Here is an 18827-nt window from a genome sequence, read left to right as displayed (position 1 = left end):
GAAGCAACGGGAGCCGTCGTGCGCGTGCTGCTTGTCGAAGACGATGAAATGATCGGAAACAGCCTGGTCCGCGGCCTGGAGAGGTCGGGCTGGGCCGTGGACTGGGTGCGCGACGGCCTGCTCGCGCGCAGTGCGCTGGCCGACGGCGACTACACCTGCATGCTGCTGGACCTGGGCCTGCCGGGGCTCGACGGCGTCGAGGTGCTGCGCCACGCGCGCGGCCTGGGCAACGCCACGCCCATCCTGATCCTCACGGCGCGCGACAGCCTCGGGCAGCGGGTCGAGGGGCTCGACCTCGGCGCCGACGACTACCTGCTCAAGCCCTTCGAGTTCCCCGAGCTGCTGGCGCGCATGCGCGCGGTGGTGCGGCGCCGCCACGGCGCTGCCAACTCGGTGATCGGCAGCGGCAGCGTGCAGCTCGACCTCACCACGCGCGAGGTGCTCTACCGGGGCACGCGCGAGACGCTCACCGCCCGCGAGTTCGCGCTGATGCACGCCATGCTCGAGCGCCCCGGCGCCATCCTGTCGCGCGAACAGCTCGAGAACCGCATCTACGGCTGGGGCGAGGAAGTGATGAGCAACGCGGTCGACGTGATCATCCACAACATGCGGCGAAAGCTCGGCGCCGACACCATCCGCAACGTGCGCGGCCTGGGCTGGCGCGTGGTGGATTCCCCGTGAGCTCCGCGATGACCGCCGCGCCGGGCAGGCCCTGGTACTCGCCGGGTTCGCTGCGCAACAAGCTGCTGCTCTGGCTGGTGCTGGTGCACCTGCTCGCCGCGGTGGGCGTGGCCTGGTACACCTATGCCAGCTACGACCGGCTCATCGTCACCTCCAAGGACGACCAGATGCAGACGCTGGCCGAGTCCTATGCGGGCAACGTCACCGTGCCCGAGCTGAGGCCGACCGACGAGCGCAACATCTTCGAGCGTGGCGCCCTTGTCATCCAGGTCTGGAACGGGCGCGGCGAGCTGCTGGCGAGCTCGTGGCCCGAACTGGCCATGGCCCGTCAGCCCTCGGAGGGCATGAGCATCGTGCGCATGGAGTCCGGCGGTAGCGACGACGTGTGGCGCGTGTACTCCACCGGGCCGGTGGCCGACCCGGGCCGCTTCCAGGTGCAGGTGATCCAGAGCGGCGGCTTCGTGCGCCGGCTGGTGGCCAAGCGCGCGCTTTCGCTGACGGTGCCCATCGCGCTGCTGCTGCCGATGTCGCTGGCCGTGCTCTGGCTGGTGGTGTGGACCTCGTCGCGCAAGCTGCGCAGCGTGGCGCTCGACGTCGCCGCGCAGGACGAGCGCAGCCTGTCCGAGCTCCAGGTGTCGAGCGTGCCCGCCGAGATCGCGCCGCTGGTGGAGGCCTTCAACAGCCTCCTCGGCCGCCTGCGCCATGCCTTCGCCGCGCAGCGCCGCTTCGTGCAGGACGCCGCGCACGAGCTGCGCACGCCCATCGCCGCCATCGGCCTGCAGCTGGACAACATGCGCGCGGAGGTGCCGGCCGAGGTCATCGCCGATCACTACGTGCAACTCAAGGGCGGCGTGACGCGCGCCCAGCACCTGATCGAGCAGCTGCTGCGCCTGTCGCGCCAGGAAAGCAGCACCGAGCTCGAGGCGCCGGTGCCGCTCGACGTGGCGTCGGTGCTGCGCGACAGCGTGACCCAGCTGATGGTGATCGCCGACCGCCGCCGCATCGACATCGGCTTCGAGGGCGGCACCGCCGTGACGGTGACCGCACCGCCGGCCGAGCTGCGCAGCATCTTCGACAACCTGATCGACAACGCGCTGCGCCACTCGCCCGAGGGCGGCGTGGTCGACGTGCGCCTGCACGAGGTGGAAGGGCGCCCGGTGGTCGACGTGGTGGACAACGGGCCGGGCATTCCGCCCGCGCTGATGGAGCGCGCCTTCGACCGCTTCTTCCGCGTGCCGGGCACGGCGGCGGAGGGCAGCGGCCTGGGGCTCGCCATCGCGCGCATGGCCGCGCAGCGCAACGGCCTGCGCATCGTGCTGGCCAACCGGCACGACTCGCAGGGCAGGCAGTCGGGGCTGCAGGCGCGCGTGCACCTGGGCGATCCGGCGGCGGCTTAACGCTCGGGTAACTCTCGCCTAAAGGTCGCATAAAGCGGCCTTCCTACAGTGACTCCAGCCGCGAAAGCGGCCGCGCCGCAAGGCGCCAACCCAGTTCTCGAAAAGGAGTTCACGACATGCGAAAGACCTTCGGCCTCCTGGCCATCCTTGCCCTGGCCGGTGCGGCCCATGCGGAAACCTACGACGGCGTGCACCAGGGCCCCGGCCTGCTCGCGCGCAGCGACGTGGCTGCCCAGGCCGTGACCACGGCCCACGCCCCCGACCAGAACGTGACGCGCGGCTCGCGCGGGCCCGACCCCTTCACCTCCACCGTCTCGCGCGAGGCCATGCGCCAGGTCGCGGTGGAGACCGCCCGCGCCCCCGACCAGAACGTGGTGAGCGGCTCGCGCGTCAACAGCGTCGTGATCTCCACGATGCCGCCGGTGCGCGCCGCCGCAGAGGGCGCGACCGGCACCAGGCTCTGAGGCTGGTGCGAGGCGCCTAGGACGCGCTGCCTCCCAGCACGCCGGCGAACATGCCGGTGTCGACATTGCCGCCGCTCACGCACACGCCGACCGTCTTGCCGCGCCAGCGCTCCTGCTGCTGGAGCGCGGCGGCCAATGCAGCCGCGCCAGCCCCTTCGGCCACGTTGTGCGTGTCGCTGAAGAGGATGCGCATGGCCCCGGCAACCTCGTCGTCGGTGACGGTGACCACGTCGTCGGCTTCGCGCAGGATCACCTCGACCGACTCGGGTACCGGCACGCGGCAGGCCATGCCGTCGGCCAGCCGCGTGGTGACGGGCGACTCGACCGGCTTGCCCGCGCGGAAGGAATCGCGGTACGCCGTGGCATGCGCCGACACCACGCCGATGAGCTTCGTCGACACGCCGCAATGCGCGCGCGCCGCCGCCGCCGCGGCAAAGCCGGAGCCCAGGCCGATGGGCACGAACAGCACGTCGGGCGGCGAATCTTTCAAGGCGCTGAAGAACTCCACGTACGCCGTCGAAACGCCGCGCACCAGCTCGCGGTGGAACGAGGGCACGCGGTGCAGGCCGTCGCGCTCGGCCAGCGCTGCTGCGTGCTCGGCGGCGGCCTGGAAATCGTCGCCGTGCTCGATCAGCGTGACGCCGAGCGCGCGCATCGCGGCGTTCTTCTCGGTCGAGTTGCCGTGCGGCACCACGATGGTCGCGGCCAGCCCGTGGCGGCGCGTGGCGAAGCCGACCGACTGGCCATGGTTGCCGCGCGTGGCGCTGATGGCGTGGCGCACTTCGGGCTGCTCGCGCGCCAGGGTCTCGAAGTAGGTCAGGCCGCCGCGGATCTTGAATGCGCCGGCCGGCGTGTGGTTCTCGTGCTTGGCCCACACGGTGGCGCCCAGGCGCTGCGAGAGCAGCGGCCAGGCGTACTGCGGCGTGGGCGGCATGGCCGCATGCACGGTGCGCTGCGCGGCTTCGATCTCTTCGCGGGTGAACTTCATCGGATGTCTCTCTTCTTGTCTTACTTGCGTTCGGTGAGTGCCACGCGAACGGCCAGCGCGGCCAGCACGCTGCCCATGATGTAGCGCTGCGCGCGCAGCCAGCCAGCGCTCTGCGACAGCACGGCCGTGATGCTCGCGGCACCGACGATCATCACGGTGTTGACCGCGGCGCTGGCGGTCATCTGCGCGATGCCCAGCTGCACACTCTGCAGCAGCACCGAACCGCGCTCGGGGTGGATGAACTGCGGAAAGAACGAGAGGTAGAACATCGCCACCTTCGGGTTCAGCAGGTTCGTGAGAAAGCCCATGCGGAACAACCTGCCCGGCGGGTCGGCCGGCAGCGCACGCGCCTCGAAGGGCGCGGTGCCGCCCGGCTTCACCGCCTGCCACGCGAGCCACAGCAGGTAGGCCGCGCCCGCGACGCGGATGGCGTCGAAGGCGATCGGCACGGCCAGCAGCAGGGCAGTGAGCCCGAGCGCCGCGGCCATCAGGTGCACCAGGAAGGCCAGCAGCACCCCGCCCAGCGAGATCAACCCGGCGCGGCGGCCCTGGATCAGCGTGCGCGAGACGCAATAGATCATGTTCGGCCCCGGCGTGAGTGCCAGCAGCAGCGATGCGAGAGCGAACAGGGCGATTTCGGTGAGGCTCAGCATGATCGGTTCAGAGTCCTTGCGATTCGAGGGTGACGGGGCCGCGCGGCGTGTCGAGCACGGCGACGAGGTTGGGCGGACCGGCTTCGACCTCCATGCCGGTCATGCCGATGGCCGAGAGGGCGGCGGCCAGCGCCGGTGCGCGCGGATGCACGGCGCGCAGCGAACGCAGGGCGAGGCCCGACTTCGGCATCGCGTCGGTGGGATGCACCGCGCCCCACTGGATCAGCGTGGGCAACGTGCCGTAGAACAGCCGCTGGCCATCGTCGCGCACCGTGATCTGCCATTCGAGCCGGCCGGCGGGCGTGTCGCGCGAGGCTTCGAGCAGCTGGCCGCGGTCGATGTGCGCATGCTCCTCGCGTGCGAGCGCCCGTGTCGCCGCATGCGCGTCGGGCACGCGGGCGGCGAAGTGGATCAACCTCGGGCCTTGCTTCGCGAGCGCGGCTTCCAGCGCGGCGTCGTCCAGGTCGAACCATCGCCGTGTCTTCGGTCGCGAGGGCTCCTTGCCTGGCTCGATGGCGATGATCTCCGCGTAGGTAGCCGGAAAGGCATCGCCCGAGATGTTCAGCAGACGGTTGTGCGTGCCCATCAGCGGATGCGAACCGCCCGGCGCGGGCGTGACGCCGAGCGTCGCCTCGCACCAGGCCACGCCCTCGGCGAGCGAGGCGGCGGCAATCACCAGATGGTCGAGCTGCGCGTGCATGGTGCGATGCCTTTCTTCAGGGTGTCAGAGCGTGACGCTGCCGTCCACGCAGGTCACGGCGTCGCCGCCGACCCAGATCTTTCCTTCGGCGTCGCGCTCGATGTAGACGCGGCCCGCGCGGCCCAGGCACTGGCCCTGTGCGGCGAGGTAGCGCTCGGGCATGTGGCCGTCGGCGATCAGCCACTCGGCCAGGCTGGCGTTGAGGCTGCCGGTGACCGGGTCTTCCTGCACGCCGATGGGCTCGGCGAAGGCGCGCACTTCCAGGTCGATGCGGGTGCCGTCCTCGTTCGGCACCGCGGGCCGGTTGCCGAAGGCGCGTGCCTCGCGGTTCGAGCGGCCGATGAGCAGCGAGGTGTCGTGCGCAGCGGGCACGCCCGCCACGCCGGCCTTCACGCCCAGTTCCTTCAGCGCGCGGTGGTCGGGCTGCAGCGCCAGCACCGCGTCGGCGTCGTTCACCAGCAGGCCGAACCAGACCGGGCCGTTGTCGAGCACCTGCGCCGCGATCACCTGCTGCGCCTTCAGCCCCAGTGCGCCCGCCACCTTGGCAAGCAGGGCGGGGCTGGGGGCGCTGCGCTTGAGCGGCGGCGCGGCGAAGGCGAGGCGGCTGCCGTCGCGGCGCAGCGGCACGAGGCCCGCGCCGCACTGCTGCACGACCATGCCCGCCGCCTTGGGCTTGCCGCCGGCCTGCAGCCACGCGTGGCAGCTGCCGATGGTCGGGTGTCCGGCAAAGGGCAACTCGCCGCCGGGCGTGAAGATGCGCACGCGGTAGTCGGCGGCCGGGTCGGTGGGCGGCAGCAGGAAGGTGGTTTCGGACAGGTTGGTCCACTGCGCGAAGCGCTGCATCGCGGCGTCGTCGAGGTCCTGGCCGTCGATCACCACCGCGAGCGGGTTGCCGTAGTAGGCGGTGGCTGTGAAGACGTCGACTTGCTTGAAGGGGCGGGATTTCATCGGGTTCATTCGAGGGTGAGGTCAAGCACGCCACGCGTGCCTGGGCGGGAAAGCAATTCGGCGTACCAGCGCTCGACGTTCGGCCATACCGGCCGGCGGTATTCGGTGCCCGGCAGGCCGAACCAGCGGTGCGTTTCGCATCCGATGGGAATGTCGGCCATGGTGAAGCGCTGGCCGGCCATGTAGGGCTGGCGCGCGAGGTGGGCGTCGAGCATCGCGAACAGCGCCTCGCTGGCGCGCACCGAGGCTTCGCTGAGCGCCGGCTGGCGTTCCGAGGGCGGCGTGCGCACCCACTGGATGAAGGCGTCGCGGCTCGCGCGGTTGAGGGTGGTCTGCTGCCAGTCCATCCAGCGCTCGGCGTCGAAGCGCGCGGGCAGCTCGCTCGGATACATCGTGCCGTGCGAATGCTTCGCGCAGAGGTAGCGCACGATCACGTTCGATTCCCACAGCGTCACGCGCTCGGCGCCCTCGCCGTCGTCGATGGTGGGCACCATCGCGTTCGGATTGAGCGCGAGGTATTCGGGCGTCTGCACCACGCCGAACTTGCCGCCGGCCTCGGTGCGCTGGAAGTCGAGCCCGAGCTCCTGCGCGCACCACACCACCTTGCGGACATTGATCGAGCTGATGCGGCCCCAGATGTTGAGCATGTTCTGTTTCTTTCTTTCGTTGGTTTCCAGGCGACTCAGGCCCGCATGACGCGCGCGGTGCCAGATACGCGGATCGAGCTGCCCGGCGCGGGCGAAATGTCGGCATGCAGGCGCGACAGCATGCCCATGTCCTCGCCCTGCACCACGTCTATGGCGCCGCCGTGCGGCCAGCCGATGTCGCGCAGGTAGCCGGCCAGCGCGGCCGTGGCGGCGCCGGTGGCGGGGTCTTCGTACACGCCGCCGGACGCGAAGGGGTTGCGCGTGTGCAGCAGTTGCGCGGTCTCTGCATAGACCAGCACGATGGTCGTGAGCCCGGCGCGGGCCATCAGCGCGCGGCCGGCCTCCAGTTCGTAGTGCATCGCCGACAGCGCCGCGCGGCTCGACAGGGCCAGCACCAGATGGTCGGCGCCCGCGTGGGCGACGGCCGGCGGAATGCGCGGGTCCAGGTCGTGCGGTGAATAGCCGAACAGGGCCAGCGCGTCGGACAGCAGTTCGGGCGATGCGGCGGCGCTGCGCGTGGGCGGTGACTGCAGTGCGGCCTCGACCACGCTGCCGCTGCGCCGGCCTTCCACGGTGATCCGCGCATTGTTGAGCGTCAGCGGGAATACGCCGTCGCCTTGCTGCATTGCCAGCGCGGCACCCAGCGCGATCGTCGCGTGGCCGCAGAAGGGCACTTCGGACTGCGGAGCGAAGTAGCGCACGCGCCAGCCGCCGCCGTCGGCCGGAGCGGCGAACGCGGTTTCAGAAAAGCCGACTTCCGCCGCAATGCGCTGCATCTGCGCCGCGGGCGGCAGCGCATCGGCGATGACGACGCCGGCGGGGTTGCCGCCCGTCTCTCCATCAGAGAAGGCTGCGATCTTCAGGACATTCATGTGAAAGCCTCTTCAGCGGGGCGAAGGTCGGTCCAGGAACAGCAGGCGCACGGCCAGCCCCAGCATCACGGCGGCCAGCAGGCCGCTCTGGAAGCGCGCCGCGCCGGGGCGGTTGTGCAGCCAGCGTCCGATCTGGCCGCTGCACGCGCCCAGCAGCGTGTTGAAGGCCAGCGCCGCCATCGACAGCACCACGCCGAGTTGCACCAGCTGCAGCGGCACGCTGCCGCGCGAGGGGTCGACGAACTGCGGCAGGAACACCATGAAGAACAGCAGCGCCTTCGGATTGACGAGGTTGTTCAGCAGGGCCATGCGCACGATGCGGCCGAAGCCGGCGGGCTGCGCCTGCGCGCCCATGCGCAAGCCGCCGCCGCTGCGTAGCGCCTGCACCGCGAGCCACACAAGGTACAGCGCGCCCGCATAGCGCAGCACGTCGAACGAGGGCGGCCACGCGGCCACCAGCGCGGTGACACCGGTGGCGGCGAACAGCGTGTGCACGAGGTCGGCCGCCGAGATGCCGACGGCCGCCGCGAACCCGCCGCGCGGACCATGAGCCACGCCGTGCGAGAGCACGAAAGCCATGTTCGGGCCCGGCGACAGGAAGAGCGCCAGTACCGCGAGCAGGAAGAGCGAGAGCGTGGCGAGGCCGATCAAGGAAGGCTCCCGGTTGGTTTCAGACCTGCGCCACGGCCGGCGTCTTCTCGCCGAGCAGCGCCAGTTCTTCGCGCAGCGTCTGGGCCAGTGCGGCGATGGCAGTGTCGATCTCGTCGACGCTGGCCGTCACGAACGACAGGCGCAGCGTGCGCGGATCGCCTTCGCCCGCATAGAAGGGCGCGCCGGGCACGAAGGCCACGTTGCGCTCCACCGCCTTGGGCAGCAGCTTCACGGTGTCGACGCCCTCGGGCAGGCGGGCCCACAGGAACATGCCGCCCTTGGGTGCGTTGAACTTCACGTCCAGGCCGGCCATCTCGCGCTTGAGCGCGGCGATCATCGCGTCGCGCTGGCGCTTGTAGAGGGCGCGGATGGTGGGCACGTGGCGATCGAGGAACTTGTCCTTCATCACGGCCGAGACCATGCGCTGCGTGAAGATCGGCGTGTGCAGGTCGACGGCCTGCTTGGCCTGCAGCAGTTTCGGGTAGATGGACTTGGGCGCCACCAGGAAGCCCAGGCGCAGGCCGGGCGCCAGAACCTTCGAGAACGAGCCGAGGTAGATCACTCCCTCGGGGTTGCGCGCGGCCAGCGGCAGCGGCGGGGCTTCGTCGAACCAGAGCTCGCCGTAGGGGTTGTCTTCCACGATGGGCAGGCCGGCGGCGGCTGCGGCTGCCGAGACGGCGGCGCGGCGCTCCTCGGTCATGGTGCGGCCGGTGGGGTTCTGGAAGTTGGGCAGCAGGTAGACGAAGCGTGCGTCCTTCGCCTTGGCCACGAGGTCTTCGACGACCACGCCGTCGTCGTCGCTCGCCACGCCCACGGGGTGCGGCTCCATCGGGCCGAAGGCCTGCAGCGCGCCGAGGTAGGTGGGCGTCTCGACCAGCACCTTGCTGCCCGGATCGATCAGCACCTTGGCCACGAGATCGAGGCCCTGCTGCGAGCCGGTGGTGATGAGCACCTGCGAGGCGTCGACGTCCCACGGCAGCATGTCGGCCACGGCCTGGCGCAGCGGCGCGTAGCCTTCGCTGGCCGCGTACTGCAGCGCGGCCTGGCCGTCGTTGTGCAGCACCTCGGCGCAGGCGTCGGCGAATGCCTGGATCGGGAAGGTCTTGGGCGAGGGCAGGCCGCCGGCCAGGCTGATGATGCCGGGGCGCTCGGTGACCTTGAGGATTTCACGCAGCACCGAGGGATTCATCTTGGCGGCGCGGGCGGCGAGTTTCCAGTTCATGGTTTTCTTCTTTCAGGCGGTGAGGTGAGATTCGGATGAATAGAGGGTACAGGCGGGCCGGAAATCAGTCCGCCCGGATGTCGCCACGGTATGCGACATGGATTTTGTTGCCGTCCGGGTCGCGCAGGTAGGCGCCGTAATAGCCATGGCCGTAGCGTGGGCGGGGGCCCGGCCGACCTTCGTCGCGGCCGCCGTGGCGCAGGGCCGCCTCGTGGGCGGCATTCACGGCAACGGTCGAGGCCGCGCTGAACGCGACCATGCTGCCGTTGCCGACGCTGGCGGGTTCGCCGTCCAGCGGGATGTACACATAGAAGCGCGGCAGCGCCTGCCCGGGCGCGACCCAGCAGGCCGCCTCGGGGCCGCCGTCGGGCGCGACGGGGCGGCGCTCCAGGCCGAGCGGGGCGAGCAGCGCGTCGTAGAAGGCGGCGGCGCGCGGCAGGTTGGTGCAGCCGACGGTGACGTGGCTGAACATCAGCGGCTCCTTCCGGAGCCTGCCGCGCCGGCGGGCAACGAGGCTGCAACCGGCGTGGCCGGCGGCTGCGAGAGGCGCTTGCCGATGACCACCGTGGCCACCACGGCCATGGCGAAGCCCAGCGTCACCACGTCGAGCGGCTCGCCCAGGATCGGGATCGACGCCAGGATCGACAGGAAGGGCTGCAGCAGCTGCGTCTGGCTCACCCGCAGCGCGCCGCCCATGGCCAGTCCGCGATACCAGGCGAAGAAGCCGATCCACATCGAGAACGTGCCGACGTAGACGAAGCCCAGCCATGAAGACGTGGCGACGGGCTGCTGCGGCCACAACGCCAGCGTGGCCGGCAGCGTGACGGGGAGCGCCATCACGCACACCCAGCAGATCACGCGCTCGGCGCCCAGCGAGGGCGTGACCTGCGCGCCGTAGACGTAGCCCAGCGATGCGGCGATGACCGCGCCCACCAGCAGCAGGTCGGCCCATTCGAAGCCGAAGCCGAAGCCGTGCCCGGCCTGGCTCGCGCGCAGCACCGAGAACACCACCACCAGCAGGCTGCCCGCGATGGCGCAGAGCCAGAAGCCCAGCCGTGCGCGCTGGTGCAGTACCCAGGCCGCGACGGCGGCCGTGACCAGCGGCAGCAGGGCTGTCACCACCGCTGCGTGGCTGGCCGTGACCACGCGCAGCGCGTAGGCCAGCAGCAGCGGAAAGCCGATGGCATTGCCCAGCACGGCCATGCCCAGCGGCTTCCACTGGTGCGGGGCCGGACGCGGTGAGCGCGTGACCAGAAGGAAGATGGCCGACAGCACCCCCGCCAGCGCGGCGCGCCCCAGCGTGACGAACCACGGCGACAGCTGCGGCGCCTCCTGCGAGCCGGTGGCGAGGCGCGTCATTGGCAGCGTGACGGCGAACATTGCCACGCCGAGGACGCCCAGCCACATGCCGAGCGTCTCGTCCTTGATGTCGAGCTTCATACGCTGACCATCCACCAGGCTGTGAGTACGAGCACCAGCCCCATCGCGCGGTTGAACCACAGCAGCCGCGAACCCTTGGCCAGCCATTCGCGCAGCAGCGCGCCGACCAGCGCATAGGCGAAGTTGCTGGCGAAGGCATAGGTCAGCATCACCGGCGCCACGATGGCGAAGCGGCGCAACGCATCGGGCTGCCCGGCGATCCAGCCGGCAACCAGCGTGAGCGCCAGCAACCAGGCCTTGATGTTGACGAACTGCAGCATCACGCCCTGGCCGAAGCCGACCGAGAGGCTCTTGCCGTCGGCCTTGCCGAGCGTGGCGCTGCCGCTGAGCTTGTACGCGAGCCACAGCAGGTAGCCGATGCCCAGCGCCTTGATGGCCAGCCGCAGCGAGGGCACCGCCACCACCAGCGCGCCGATGCCGGCGGCGCACAGCGCCAGCAGCAGCGTCCAGCCGACCGGCACCGCGACCACGAAGCGCATGGCGCGCGGCAGGCCCCCGTTGGCGGCCAGTGCGGTGGAAAGCGTGGTGTTGGGGCCGGGCGAGAAGCTCATCGCCGTGGCCAGCACCAGCAGCGCGGTGAATTCTTGCCAGTTCATGACACACACTCTAAACTTGCGACCATTACAGTTCCAGTACAGATGATCGAACAATCAGGCAATCTGTATTGGTCAGCCCTTCGACACAGAAGCCGGAAGCGCCGGCACAGCCTGGACGACGCATGCTCACTCGCACCTCCACACAGTCGCTGACAGGGCAGCTGGCGGACCGCCTGGCCGAGCGCATCCGCACGCGGCTGCTGCCGCCAGGAGCGCGCCTGCCCTCGGTGCGCGAATGCGCGCGGCAGCAGGGCGTGAGCCCGTACACCGTGGTCGCCGCCTACGACCAGCTGCTGGCGCAGGGGCTGGTGGAGGCCCGCCGCCAGCGCGGCTTCTATGTGCGGGACTCGGCGCCGGTACAGGACGGTCGCCAGGGCAACGGCGCGGACGCCGGCGGCGTGAGCGGCATGCCGGCCGCGATCGCGGTGCAGATGATGGCCTCGCGCGTGCCGGCCGACGCCAGCTCGCTGATTCGCAGCATGTTCCACCGCCCGAGCGACAAGCCGCAGCCGGGCATGGGCGTGTTCCCGCCCGACTGGATGGCGTCGACCTTCATGCCGACGGCCGTGCGGCGCATGACCAGTACAGCCGCGCTGCAGGAGCTGTCGCTCCAGTACGGCGAGCCGGCCGGCGACATGAGCCTGCGGCGCAGCCTGTCGCAGAAGCTGGTGGGCATCAACGTGCCGGCCTCGCCCGACCAGATCGTGACCACCGTCGGCGCCACCCACGCGCTGGACATCGTGAGCCGCACCCTGCTGCGCGCGGGTGATCCGGTGATGGTCGAGGAGCCGGGCTGGGCGCTCGAGTTCGCCCGGCTGGAGGCGCTGGGCATGCAGATCCTGCCCGTGCCGCGCCGCGCCGACGGCCCCGACCTGGAGGTGATGGCCCAGTACTGCAGGCTGCACAGCCCCAAGCTCTTCGTCAGCGTGAGCGTGCTGCACAACCCCACGGGCTACAGCCTCACGCCGGGCAGCGCGCACCGCGTGCTCAAGCTGGCCAACGAGCACGACTTCCACATCGTCGAGGACGACACCTACAGCCACCTCGCGCCCGAGCACGCCACGCGGCTGAGCGCGCTCGACGGGCTGCAGCGCACCATCTACGTGAGCGGCTTCGCGAAGATCCTGGCGCCCAACTGGCGCATCGGCTTCCTGGCGGCGCCGCCCGCGCTGAAGGAACGGCTGCTCGAGACCAAGCTGCTGGCCACGCTGACCTCGCCCACGCTGTTCGAGCGGGCCTTGTCGTGGTGCATCGACCAGGGGCAGTTGCGCCGGCATTCCGAGCGCGTGCGCATCCGGCTCGACGGGGCGCGGGGGCGGGCGGTGAAGCTGGCGATGGCGCACGGCTGCACCTTCGCCTCGGAGCCGGCAGGGCTTTTCGGCTGGGTCGACACGGGCGTGGACACCGATGCGCTCACGCAGCGCATGCTCGACCAGGGCTACCTGCTGGCGCCGGGCTCGCTCTTCCACGCGCGCCGGCCGCCCAGCACGATGATGCGGATCAACTTCGCGACCTCCCAGGATGCGACCTTCTGGAAAGTGTTCAGCAAGGTGCGAAGCGAGCTCTAGCCTGGCTCGCCCCCAGGCTTCGCGCACTTCGTGTCGCGCACGCCTTCCCCCTGCCGGGGGCAACACCGACGGCCCGGCAAAGCCGGTTCCGTGGTGTTCCGCGAAGGGGGAAATCCTCGTTGGGAAAAGGCGGCACGGGGAGGTCAAATGCAGGAGGCTTGGAGTAAGCTGGCAGCACAAGAAAGTTCATACCCAGCCCCCCAGGAGACCTCCCGCATGAGCAACGCCAGCAAGCCATTCGACTTCAGCCAGTTCGTTCCCGGATTCGACTTCCTGAAGAACCTCGCCGGCGGCGCGGCGTCGGGGGGCGGTTCGGTGCCTGGCATTCCGAGCCTCGCGAGCTGGGTGGCGCCCACGCTGAGCGTGGAAGAGGTCGACAAGCGCATCCAGGAGCTCAAGACGGTGCAGTACTGGCTCGAACAGAACGGCCATGCCCTCAAGGCCACGATCCAGGCGCTCGAGGTGCAGAAGATGACGCTGTCGACGCTGCGCGGCATGAACGTGCGGATGGAAGACATCGCCAATGCCTTCACCAAGCAGGCTGCTGCCATGGCGCCCGCGCCTGCACCTGCCGCGGCAGCCCCGGAGCCTGAACCCGAAGAGATCGAGGAAGAGGACGAAGCGCCTGAAGAAGAGGTGCCGGCCCCGAAGAAGCCGCGCCGCAAGCCGGCAGCAGCCAAGGCGGAAGCCGGGTCTGCCAACGGCGCCGGCGTGGTCGACCCCATGCAGTGGTGGGGCTCGCTCACGGAACAGTTCCAGCAGATCGCCAGCACGGCGCTGCAGGACGCGGCCCAGCTGAAGGTGCCGGCCATGGCGCAGCCGCTGGCCGACGCGGTCGGCTCGGTCATGGGCGGCAAGCCGGCGGCGGCTGCCCTCAAGCCCGCCGCTGCAGCGAAGAAGGCTGCGACACCGGCCGCGAAGAAGAAGGCGTCGACCGCCGCGCGCAAGCGAACCTCCGCGCGGCGCTGACGTCATACACACATCACTTTTGAAGAGAACGGGTTGGCACGCATCATGAAGTTGTTTCCCTCCGGTCATGCCACCCATCCGCAATGGCGCATGGCGGCCGGCCTCGTGCTGGCCCAGTTGCGCGCGCAGATGACATTGCCCGACTACGCCTCGTCGCCGACGCTCGGGTTGCTCTACATCACCGACCACTACGCAAGCGACGCGCAGGACATCCTCGACCACCTGAGCGCCGAGCTGCCTGAGGTGACCGACTGGTCGGGCACCGTCGGCATCGGCGTGTCGGCCAACAACGCCGAGTATTTCGACGAGCCCGGCATGACCCTGATGCTCTGCGCGCTGCCGAGCGACCAGTACCGCGTGTTCTCCGGCGTGGCGCCGCTGGGCAATTCGGAAATGAGCGGCTTCGAGGCGCACACGGCACTGGTGCACGCCGACCCGGCAACGCCCGACCTGGCCGAGCTGATCGGCGAGATGGCGGGGCGCACCGATACGGGCTACCTGTTCGGCGGCCTGTCTTCGGGTCGTGGCAGTGCGCTGCAGTTCGCCGTCGGCGGCAACGGCAACATCCGCGGGCACGGGGCTGCGGGCGGGGTGTTCTCGGGCGGCCTGTCGGGCGTGGTGTTCGGCGACGGCGTGCGGCTGGTGTCGCGCGTCACCCAGGGCTGCCAGCCGCTGCGCTCGGGCGCGGTGCGCGAGCGAGAGATCACCGAGGCCGACGGCAACCTGCTGCTGAAGCTCGACGGCGAGCCTGCGCTCGACGTGCTGCTGGCCGACCTGCAGGTGTCGCTCGAACGGCCCCAGGAGGCCATCGATGCGGTGCGCAACACGCTGGTAGGCCTGGCCGACGCGGGCAGCGACGGCATCCGCCGCACCGGCGACCTGGGCGCCGACGTGCTCGTGCGCCACATCATCGGGCTCGACCCCACGCGCCGTGGCATCGCCATTGCCGATACGGCCGAAGCCGGCATGCGGCTGACCTTCTGCCGGCGCAACGCCCAGGCCGCGCGCGCCGACCTGATGCGCATCTGCGCCGAGATCCGCGAGGAACTGGAGCCCGAGGAGCAGACGCTCGCCACCGCGCGTGCCGTGGCGGCGGGCGAGGCCGAGGCGGCACCGCATCCGGCGCGACGCATCGCGGGGGCGGTGTATGTCAGCTGCTCCGGCCGTGGTGGCCCGCACTTCGGCGCGCCGGGCGCCGAATTGCAGATCGTGCGGCACGCGCTGGGCGACGTGCCGCTGGTCGGCTTCTTCGCCGCGGGCGAGATCGCCCGGCATCACCTGTATGGCTATACCGGGGTGTTGACGGTGTTCACCGCCGACGATTGAGCCCGATCAGGCTGGCTGCAGCGCGCGCGGCGCGGGCGCCGGCATGCCGGTGAACGCGAAATCGACTTCCGGCGCCAGGCCGCTCACGATCCGCGCGATCGACTTGCCCGAGCCGCAGGCATGCGTCCAGCCGAGCGTGCCGTGGCCGGTGTTCAGGAACAGGTTCGGCAGCTTCGTCTTGCCGATCAGCGGCACGTTGCTCGGCGTGGCGGGGCGCAGGCCGGTCCAGAACTGGGCCTGCGTGGTGTCGCCGGCGCCCGGGAACAGCTCCTCGACGCGGCGCACGATGGCTTCACAGCGCACGCGGTTCAGGTCGCGGTCGTAGCCGTTGAGTTCGGCCGTGCCGGCGATGCGCAGGCGGTCGCCCGACTCGGAGGTGTAGCGCGAGAACACCAGCTTGAATTCGTCGTCGGTCAGCGAGACCTGGTGGGCCTTGGAGGCGTCCTTGACGGGCAGCGTCACCGAATAGCCCTTGGCCGGGTAGATCGGCAGGCGGATGCCCAGCGGCGCGGCGTACAGCGGGCTGAGCGAGCCCATCGCCAGCACGAAGGCGTCGCCGCGGATGCGCTGGAAGCGGCCTTCGCTGTCGGTGGCCTCGACGTGGTCGATGCTGCCGCCGGCTTCGCGCAGCGCGGTCACGGTGTGGCTCATCAGGAACCTGACGCCTGCCGCGGTGGCGAGGCCAACGAGCTCGCGCGCGAAGCGGTTGGCGTCGCCCGATTCGTCCTCGGCCGTGTAGGTGGCGCCGGCCAGCTTCGGGCGGATGTGGGCGAGGGTGGGCTCGATCTTCACGGCCTCGTCGGCCGAGATGACCTGGCGCTCGCAGCCCAGGGTGCGCATCTGCTCGGCGGGCGCGAGGGCGCCGTCGAACTCCTTTTGCGTCGTGTAGAAGTGCAGGATGCCCTGGGTGCGCTGGTCGTAGCTGAGGCCGGTGTCTCGGCGCAGCTGTTGCAACATCGAGCGGCTGTATGTGCCCAGACGAACGATCTGCTCGATGTTGTGGCGGGTGCGCGCGGGCGTGCATTCGCGCAGGAACTGCAGGCCCCACAGCCACTGGCGCATGTCGGCGCGAATGCGGAAGAGCAGAGGGGCGTCTTCCTTGCCCAGCCATTGCAGCACCTTCAGCGGCGCGCTGGGGTTGGCCCAGGGTTCGGCATGGCTGACGGAGATCTGCCCGCCGTTGGCAAAGCTTGTTTCGGCGGCCGGGGTGGCCTGCCGGTCGATCACGGTCACTTCGTGGCCGAGTTGCTGGAGGTAGTAAGCCGAGGTCACGCCGAGCAGGCCGGCGCCGAGAACGATCACGCGCATTTCAAGTACCTTTGAGGTGCAGCGCTTGAACGGCGGAGGTGGATTGCTATTGAATGAATAGCAAAAGCAACCGGACGACCGCAGTCCAAGTTGCCGCTCCCCCTGTCCTCGGTACCTGAGAGATTCACCCGCTGCGCCCGCAGAGGGTTTGCTCCTTCGGTGCATCGCGACCACGGTGGGCGGTGCGATGGCTCTCCAGACGGCGTTTCAGTTGGTGCAGTACAGGTCCCTTGTTCGGACCGACCTGAGCGTTTATGGGAGTTTGCGCCTTCGGTAGGGCCACCGGGGTGGCCCGCTCTCCTGCAGTGGGGCGATTGTAGGCGGGGCCTGGACGGGCGCCAACCTTTGATTTTTCTCCTTTGGCGCGATGGGATAATCGCCTGTTGATCTGCCGCAGGGCGATCGTTCCATACAACAGCAGGGGACTTCATGATCCTGGTTACCGGCGGTGCCGGCTTCATCGGCGCCAATTTCGTACTCGACTGGATCGCGAACAGCGACGAGCCGGTCGTGAACCTCGACAAGCTGACTTATGCGGGCAACCTCGAGACACTCGCGTCGCTCAAGGGCAACCCCAAGCACATCTTCGTGCAGGGCGACATCGGCGACAGCGCCCTGATCGACCGCCTGCTGGCCGAACACAAGCCGCGCGCCGTGGTGAACTTCGCCGCCGAGTCGCACGTCGACCGCTCCATCCACGGCCCCGAAGACTTCGTGCAGACCAACGTGCTCGGCACCTTTCGCCTGCTCGAATCGGTGCGCGGCTTCTGGGGCGCGCTGCCGGCCGATCAGAAGGCCGCCTTCCGCTTCCTGCACGTGTCGACCGACGAGGTCTACGGCTCGCTCTCCAAGACCGACCCGGCCTTCACCGAGGAGAACAAGTACGAGCCCAACAGCCCGTACTCGGCCAGCAAGGCCGCCAGCGACCACCTCGTGCGCGCCTGGCACCACACCTACGGCCTGCCGGTGCTGACCACCAACTGCTCGAACAACTACGGTCCTTTCCACTTCCCCGAGAAGCTGATCCCGCTGATGATCGTCAACGCGCTGGCCTGCAAGAACCTGCCCGTATACGGCGACGGCATGCAGGTGCGCGACTGGCTCTACGTGAAGGACCACTGCAGCGCCATTCGTCGCGTGCTCGAAGCCGGCAAGCTCGGCGAGACCTACAACGTCGGCGGCTGGAACGAGAAGCCCAACATCGAGATCGTCAACACCGTGTGTGCGTTGCTCGACGAGCTGCGCCCGCGTGCCGACGGCAAGCCGTACAAGGAACAGATCACCTACGTCACGGACCGTCCCGGCCATGACCGCCGCTATGCCATCGACGCGCGCAAGCTCGAAGCCGAACTCGGCTGGAAGCCCGCCGAAACCTTCGACACCGGCATCCGCAAGACCGTCGAGTGGTATCTGGCCAATGGCGAGTGGGTGCGCAACGTGCAAAGCGGGGCCTACCGCGAATGGGTGGAGAAGCAATACGACACGACGAAGGCCGCGGCATGAAGCTCTTGCTGCTGGGCAAGGGTGGACAGGTTGGCTGGGAGTTGCAGCGCAGCCTGGCGCCGCTGGGTGAACTGGTCGCGCTCGATTTCGACAGCACCGACTACCACGCCGACTTCAGCCGGCCGGAGCAGCTGGCCGAGACGGTGCTGAAGGTGCGTCCCGACGTGATCGTCAATGCGGCGGCGCATACCGCCGTCGACAAGGCCGAGAGCGAGCCCGAGTTCGCGCGCAAGCTCAATGCCACCTCGCCGGGAATCGTGGCCGAGGCGGCCCAGCAGATCGGTGCGCTGATGGTTCATTATTCGACCGACTACGTCTTCGACGGCAGCGGCACCAGGCCCTGGAAGGAAGACGACGCGACCGGCCCGCTCAGCGTGTACGGGCGCACCAAGCTCGAAGGCGAGCAACTGGTGGCGCAGAGCTGCGCGAAGCACCTGATCTTTCGCACCAGCTGGGTGTACGCCGCACGTGGTGGCAACTTCGCCAAGACGATGCTGCGGCTGGCGAAGGAACGCGACAAGCTGACCGTCATCGACGACCAGTTCGGCGCGCCCACGGGTGCAGAGCTGCTGGCCGACGTGACGGCGCATGCCATCCGGGCGACGCTTCAGGACCCGGCAAAGGCCGGCCTCTACCACGCCATCGCCGGCGGCGAGACCACCTGGCATGGCTATGCGCGCTTCGTGATCGAGCAAGCCAAGGCGGCGGGCGTCGAACTCAAGGCCGGCCCAGAGGCCGTCGAAGCGGTGTCCACCAGTGCTTTTCCAACCCCGGCGAAGCGCCCGCACAACTCGCGCCTGGACACCACCAAGCTCCAGGCTACCTTCGGCCTGCGCCTGCCACCTTGGCAAGAAGGCGTGGCGCGCATGCTGCGCGAAACGCTTTGAACTTCAC

At 69.6% G+C, this 18827-nt stretch carries 20 protein-coding genes and 2 riboswitches; of the genes, 8 read left to right on the top strand and 12 right to left on the bottom strand.

The features are described from left to right. Window positions 1–18 precede the first annotated feature (18 nt). The 3 genes from EJO71_RS10135 to EJO71_RS10125 all read left to right on the top strand — a co-directional run bounded on the left by EJO71_RS10135 (window position 19) and on the right by EJO71_RS10125 (window position 2542). Window positions 19–681 carry a response regulator transcription factor gene (locus EJO71_RS10135; protein WP_125948128.1) on the top strand — a complete coding sequence of 221 codons (663 nt, stop codon included), beginning with the start codon at window positions 19–21 and terminating at the stop codon, window positions 679–681. Beyond that, on the top strand, window positions 678–2078 hold the full coding sequence (locus EJO71_RS10130; RefSeq protein WP_240651314.1) for an ATP-binding protein: 1401 nt from the start codon (window positions 678–680) through the stop codon (window positions 2076–2078). The genes EJO71_RS10135 and EJO71_RS10130 overlap by 4 nt, the downstream gene beginning before the upstream one ends. 116 nt (window positions 2079–2194) lie before the next feature. Continuing rightward, window positions 2195–2542: a DUF4148 domain-containing protein gene (locus EJO71_RS10125; protein WP_125948129.1), complete on the top strand. Its 348-nt coding sequence runs from the start codon at window positions 2195–2197 to the stop codon at window positions 2540–2542. A 16-nt stretch (window positions 2543–2558) separates the two neighbouring features. Here the strand turns inward: EJO71_RS10125 and EJO71_RS10120 are convergent, their stop codons facing one another. From EJO71_RS10120 to EJO71_RS10070, 11 genes are all read right to left on the bottom strand, one after another. Then, entirely contained in the window at window positions 2559–3530 is a 972-nt protein-coding gene (locus EJO71_RS10120) for a threonine dehydratase (RefSeq protein WP_125948130.1), read from the bottom strand. Between the two features lie 20 nt (window positions 3531–3550). Next, complete coding sequence (locus EJO71_RS10115) at window positions 3551–4183, bottom strand: LysE family translocator (protein ID WP_125948131.1); 633 nt, start codon at window positions 4181–4183, stop codon at window positions 3551–3553. A 7-nt stretch (window positions 4184–4190) separates the two neighbouring features. After that, the gene (locus tag EJO71_RS10110) at window positions 4191–4883 is read right to left on the bottom strand and encodes a VOC family protein (RefSeq protein WP_125948132.1); all 693 of its coding nucleotides are present in this window, start codon (window positions 4881–4883) and stop codon (window positions 4191–4193) included. A 24-nt stretch (window positions 4884–4907) separates the two neighbouring features. Then, on the bottom strand, window positions 4908–5831 hold the full coding sequence (locus EJO71_RS10105; RefSeq protein ID WP_171022529.1) for a PhzF family phenazine biosynthesis protein: 924 nt from the start codon (window positions 5829–5831) through the stop codon (window positions 4908–4910). Window positions 5832–5836: 5 nt separating this feature from the next. After that, entirely contained in the window at window positions 5837–6478 is a 642-nt protein-coding gene (locus tag EJO71_RS10100) for a glutathione S-transferase (RefSeq protein ID WP_125948134.1), read from the bottom strand. A 35-nt stretch (window positions 6479–6513) separates the two neighbouring features. Further along, a complete protein-coding gene (locus EJO71_RS10095; RefSeq protein WP_125948135.1) occupies window positions 6514–7350 on the bottom strand; it encodes a PhzF family phenazine biosynthesis protein in 837 nt (278 codons plus the stop codon). Between the two features lie 12 nt (window positions 7351–7362). Beyond that, on the bottom strand, window positions 7363–8001 hold the full coding sequence (locus EJO71_RS10090; RefSeq protein WP_125948136.1) for a LysE family translocator: 639 nt from the start codon (window positions 7999–8001) through the stop codon (window positions 7363–7365). 19 nt (window positions 8002–8020) lie between these two features. Then, window positions 8021–9223 (bottom strand): PLP-dependent aminotransferase family protein, encoded by a 1203-nt coding sequence (locus tag EJO71_RS10085; protein WP_125948137.1) that lies wholly within the window; start codon window positions 9221–9223, stop codon window positions 8021–8023. A 64-nt stretch (window positions 9224–9287) separates the two neighbouring features. Beyond that, a complete protein-coding gene (locus tag EJO71_RS10080; RefSeq protein ID WP_125948138.1) occupies window positions 9288–9695 on the bottom strand; it encodes a VOC family protein in 408 nt (135 codons plus the stop codon). Further along, on the bottom strand, window positions 9695–10663 hold the full coding sequence (locus EJO71_RS10075) for a DMT family transporter (RefSeq protein WP_125948139.1): 969 nt from the start codon (window positions 10661–10663) through the stop codon (window positions 9695–9697). Before EJO71_RS10075 ends, EJO71_RS10080 begins: the two co-directional genes overlap by 1 nt. After that, window positions 10660–11259, bottom strand: coding sequence for a LysE family translocator (locus EJO71_RS10070; RefSeq protein WP_125948140.1), 600 nt, complete (start codon window positions 11257–11259; stop codon window positions 10660–10662). Before EJO71_RS10070 ends, EJO71_RS10075 begins: the two co-directional genes overlap by 4 nt. 122 nt (window positions 11260–11381) lie before the next feature. Between EJO71_RS10070 and EJO71_RS10065 the strand changes: the two genes are divergently transcribed. The 3 genes from EJO71_RS10065 to EJO71_RS10055 all read left to right on the top strand — a co-directional run bounded on the left by EJO71_RS10065 (window position 11382) and on the right by EJO71_RS10055 (window position 15122). After that, window positions 11382–12827, top strand: a complete 1446-nt coding sequence (locus tag EJO71_RS10065; RefSeq protein ID WP_125948141.1) for a PLP-dependent aminotransferase family protein — start codon at window positions 11382–11384, stop codon at window positions 12825–12827. 216 nt (window positions 12828–13043) lie between these two features. Continuing rightward, window positions 13044–13796 (top strand): PhaM family polyhydroxyalkanoate granule multifunctional regulatory protein, encoded by a 753-nt coding sequence (locus tag EJO71_RS10060; protein ID WP_125948142.1) that lies wholly within the window; start codon window positions 13044–13046, stop codon window positions 13794–13796. 45 nt (window positions 13797–13841) lie between these two features. Continuing rightward, window positions 13842–15122: an FIST C-terminal domain-containing protein gene (locus EJO71_RS10055; protein WP_125948143.1), complete on the top strand. Its 1281-nt coding sequence runs from the start codon at window positions 13842–13844 to the stop codon at window positions 15120–15122. Window positions 15123–15128: 6 nt separating this feature from the next. On the opposite strand, the gene EJO71_RS10050 is transcribed toward EJO71_RS10055, so the two are convergent. After that, window positions 15129–16430, bottom strand: coding sequence for a D-amino acid dehydrogenase (locus EJO71_RS10050; RefSeq protein WP_125948144.1), 1302 nt, complete (start codon window positions 16428–16430; stop codon window positions 15129–15131). Window positions 16431–16522: 92 nt separating this feature from the next. Further along, a riboswitch (glycine riboswitch) is annotated at window positions 16523–16639 on the bottom strand. A 3-nt stretch (window positions 16640–16642) separates the two neighbouring features. Then, a riboswitch (glycine riboswitch) is annotated at window positions 16643–16743 on the bottom strand. Window positions 16744–16859: 116 nt separating this feature from the next. On the opposite strand from EJO71_RS10050, the gene rfbB reads away from it, so the two are divergent. Together rfbB and rfbD are read left to right on the top strand one after the other, a co-directional pair. Next, the gene (gene rfbB, locus EJO71_RS10045; RefSeq protein ID WP_125948145.1) at window positions 16860–17933 is read left to right on the top strand and encodes a dTDP-glucose 4,6-dehydratase; all 1074 of its coding nucleotides are present in this window, start codon (window positions 16860–16862) and stop codon (window positions 17931–17933) included. Next, on the top strand, window positions 17930–18820 hold the full coding sequence (gene rfbD, locus EJO71_RS10040; RefSeq protein ID WP_125948146.1) for a dTDP-4-dehydrorhamnose reductase: 891 nt from the start codon (window positions 17930–17932) through the stop codon (window positions 18818–18820). The genes rfbB and rfbD overlap by 4 nt, the downstream gene beginning before the upstream one ends. Window positions 18821–18827 lie beyond the last annotated feature (7 nt).

It is taken from the genome of Variovorax sp. 679, from assembly GCF_003952185.1.
GTDB lineage: Bacteria > Pseudomonadota > Gammaproteobacteria > Burkholderiales > Burkholderiaceae_C > Variovorax.
This window is presented reverse-complemented; position numbering and strand designations above follow the sequence as displayed.

What these genes read in the sequence shown, in the direction of transcription:
- EJO71_RS10115 (WP_125948131.1), bottom strand. Translation starts at nt 4,183, where the DNA reads ATGCTGAGCCTCACCGAAATCGCCCTGTTCGCTCTCGCATCGCTGCTG.
- EJO71_RS10105 (WP_171022529.1), bottom strand. Translation starts at nt 5,831, where the DNA reads ATGAAATCCCGCCCCTTCAAGCAAGTCGACGTCTTCACAGCCACCGCC.
- EJO71_RS10075 (WP_125948139.1), bottom strand. Translation starts at nt 10,663, where the DNA reads ATGAAGCTCGACATCAAGGACGAGACGCTCGGCATGTGGCTGGGCGTC.
- EJO71_RS10125 (WP_125948129.1), top strand. Translation starts at nt 2,195, where the DNA reads ATGCGAAAGACCTTCGGCCTCCTGGCCATCCTTGCCCTGGCCGGTGCG.
- EJO71_RS10110 (WP_125948132.1), bottom strand. Translation starts at nt 4,883, where the DNA reads ATGCACGCGCAGCTCGACCATCTGGTGATTGCCGCCGCCTCGCTCGCC.
- EJO71_RS10055 (WP_125948143.1), top strand. Translation starts at nt 13,842, where the DNA reads ATGAAGTTGTTTCCCTCCGGTCATGCCACCCATCCGCAATGGCGCATG.
- EJO71_RS10080 (WP_125948138.1), bottom strand. Translation starts at nt 9,695, where the DNA reads ATGTTCAGCCACGTCACCGTCGGCTGCACCAACCTGCCGCGCGCCGCC.
- rfbB (WP_125948145.1), top strand. Translation starts at nt 16,860, where the DNA reads ATGATCCTGGTTACCGGCGGTGCCGGCTTCATCGGCGCCAATTTCGTA.
- EJO71_RS10120 (WP_125948130.1), bottom strand. Translation starts at nt 3,530, where the DNA reads ATGAAGTTCACCCGCGAAGAGATCGAAGCCGCGCAGCGCACCGTGCAT.
- EJO71_RS10100 (WP_125948134.1), bottom strand. Translation starts at nt 6,478, where the DNA reads ATGCTCAACATCTGGGGCCGCATCAGCTCGATCAATGTCCGCAAGGTG.
- EJO71_RS10050 (WP_125948144.1), bottom strand. Translation starts at nt 16,430, where the DNA reads ATGCGCGTGATCGTTCTCGGCGCCGGCCTGCTCGGCGTGACCTCGGCT.
- EJO71_RS10095 (WP_125948135.1), bottom strand. Translation starts at nt 7,350, where the DNA reads ATGAATGTCCTGAAGATCGCAGCCTTCTCTGATGGAGAGACGGGCGGC.
- EJO71_RS10070 (WP_125948140.1), bottom strand. Translation starts at nt 11,259, where the DNA reads ATGAACTGGCAAGAATTCACCGCGCTGCTGGTGCTGGCCACGGCGATG.
- EJO71_RS10085 (WP_125948137.1), bottom strand. Translation starts at nt 9,223, where the DNA reads ATGAACTGGAAACTCGCCGCCCGCGCCGCCAAGATGAATCCCTCGGTG.
- EJO71_RS10060 (WP_125948142.1), top strand. Translation starts at nt 13,044, where the DNA reads ATGAGCAACGCCAGCAAGCCATTCGACTTCAGCCAGTTCGTTCCCGGA.
- rfbD (WP_125948146.1), top strand. Translation starts at nt 17,930, where the DNA reads ATGAAGCTCTTGCTGCTGGGCAAGGGTGGACAGGTTGGCTGGGAGTTG.
- EJO71_RS10065 (WP_125948141.1), top strand. Translation starts at nt 11,382, where the DNA reads ATGCTCACTCGCACCTCCACACAGTCGCTGACAGGGCAGCTGGCGGAC.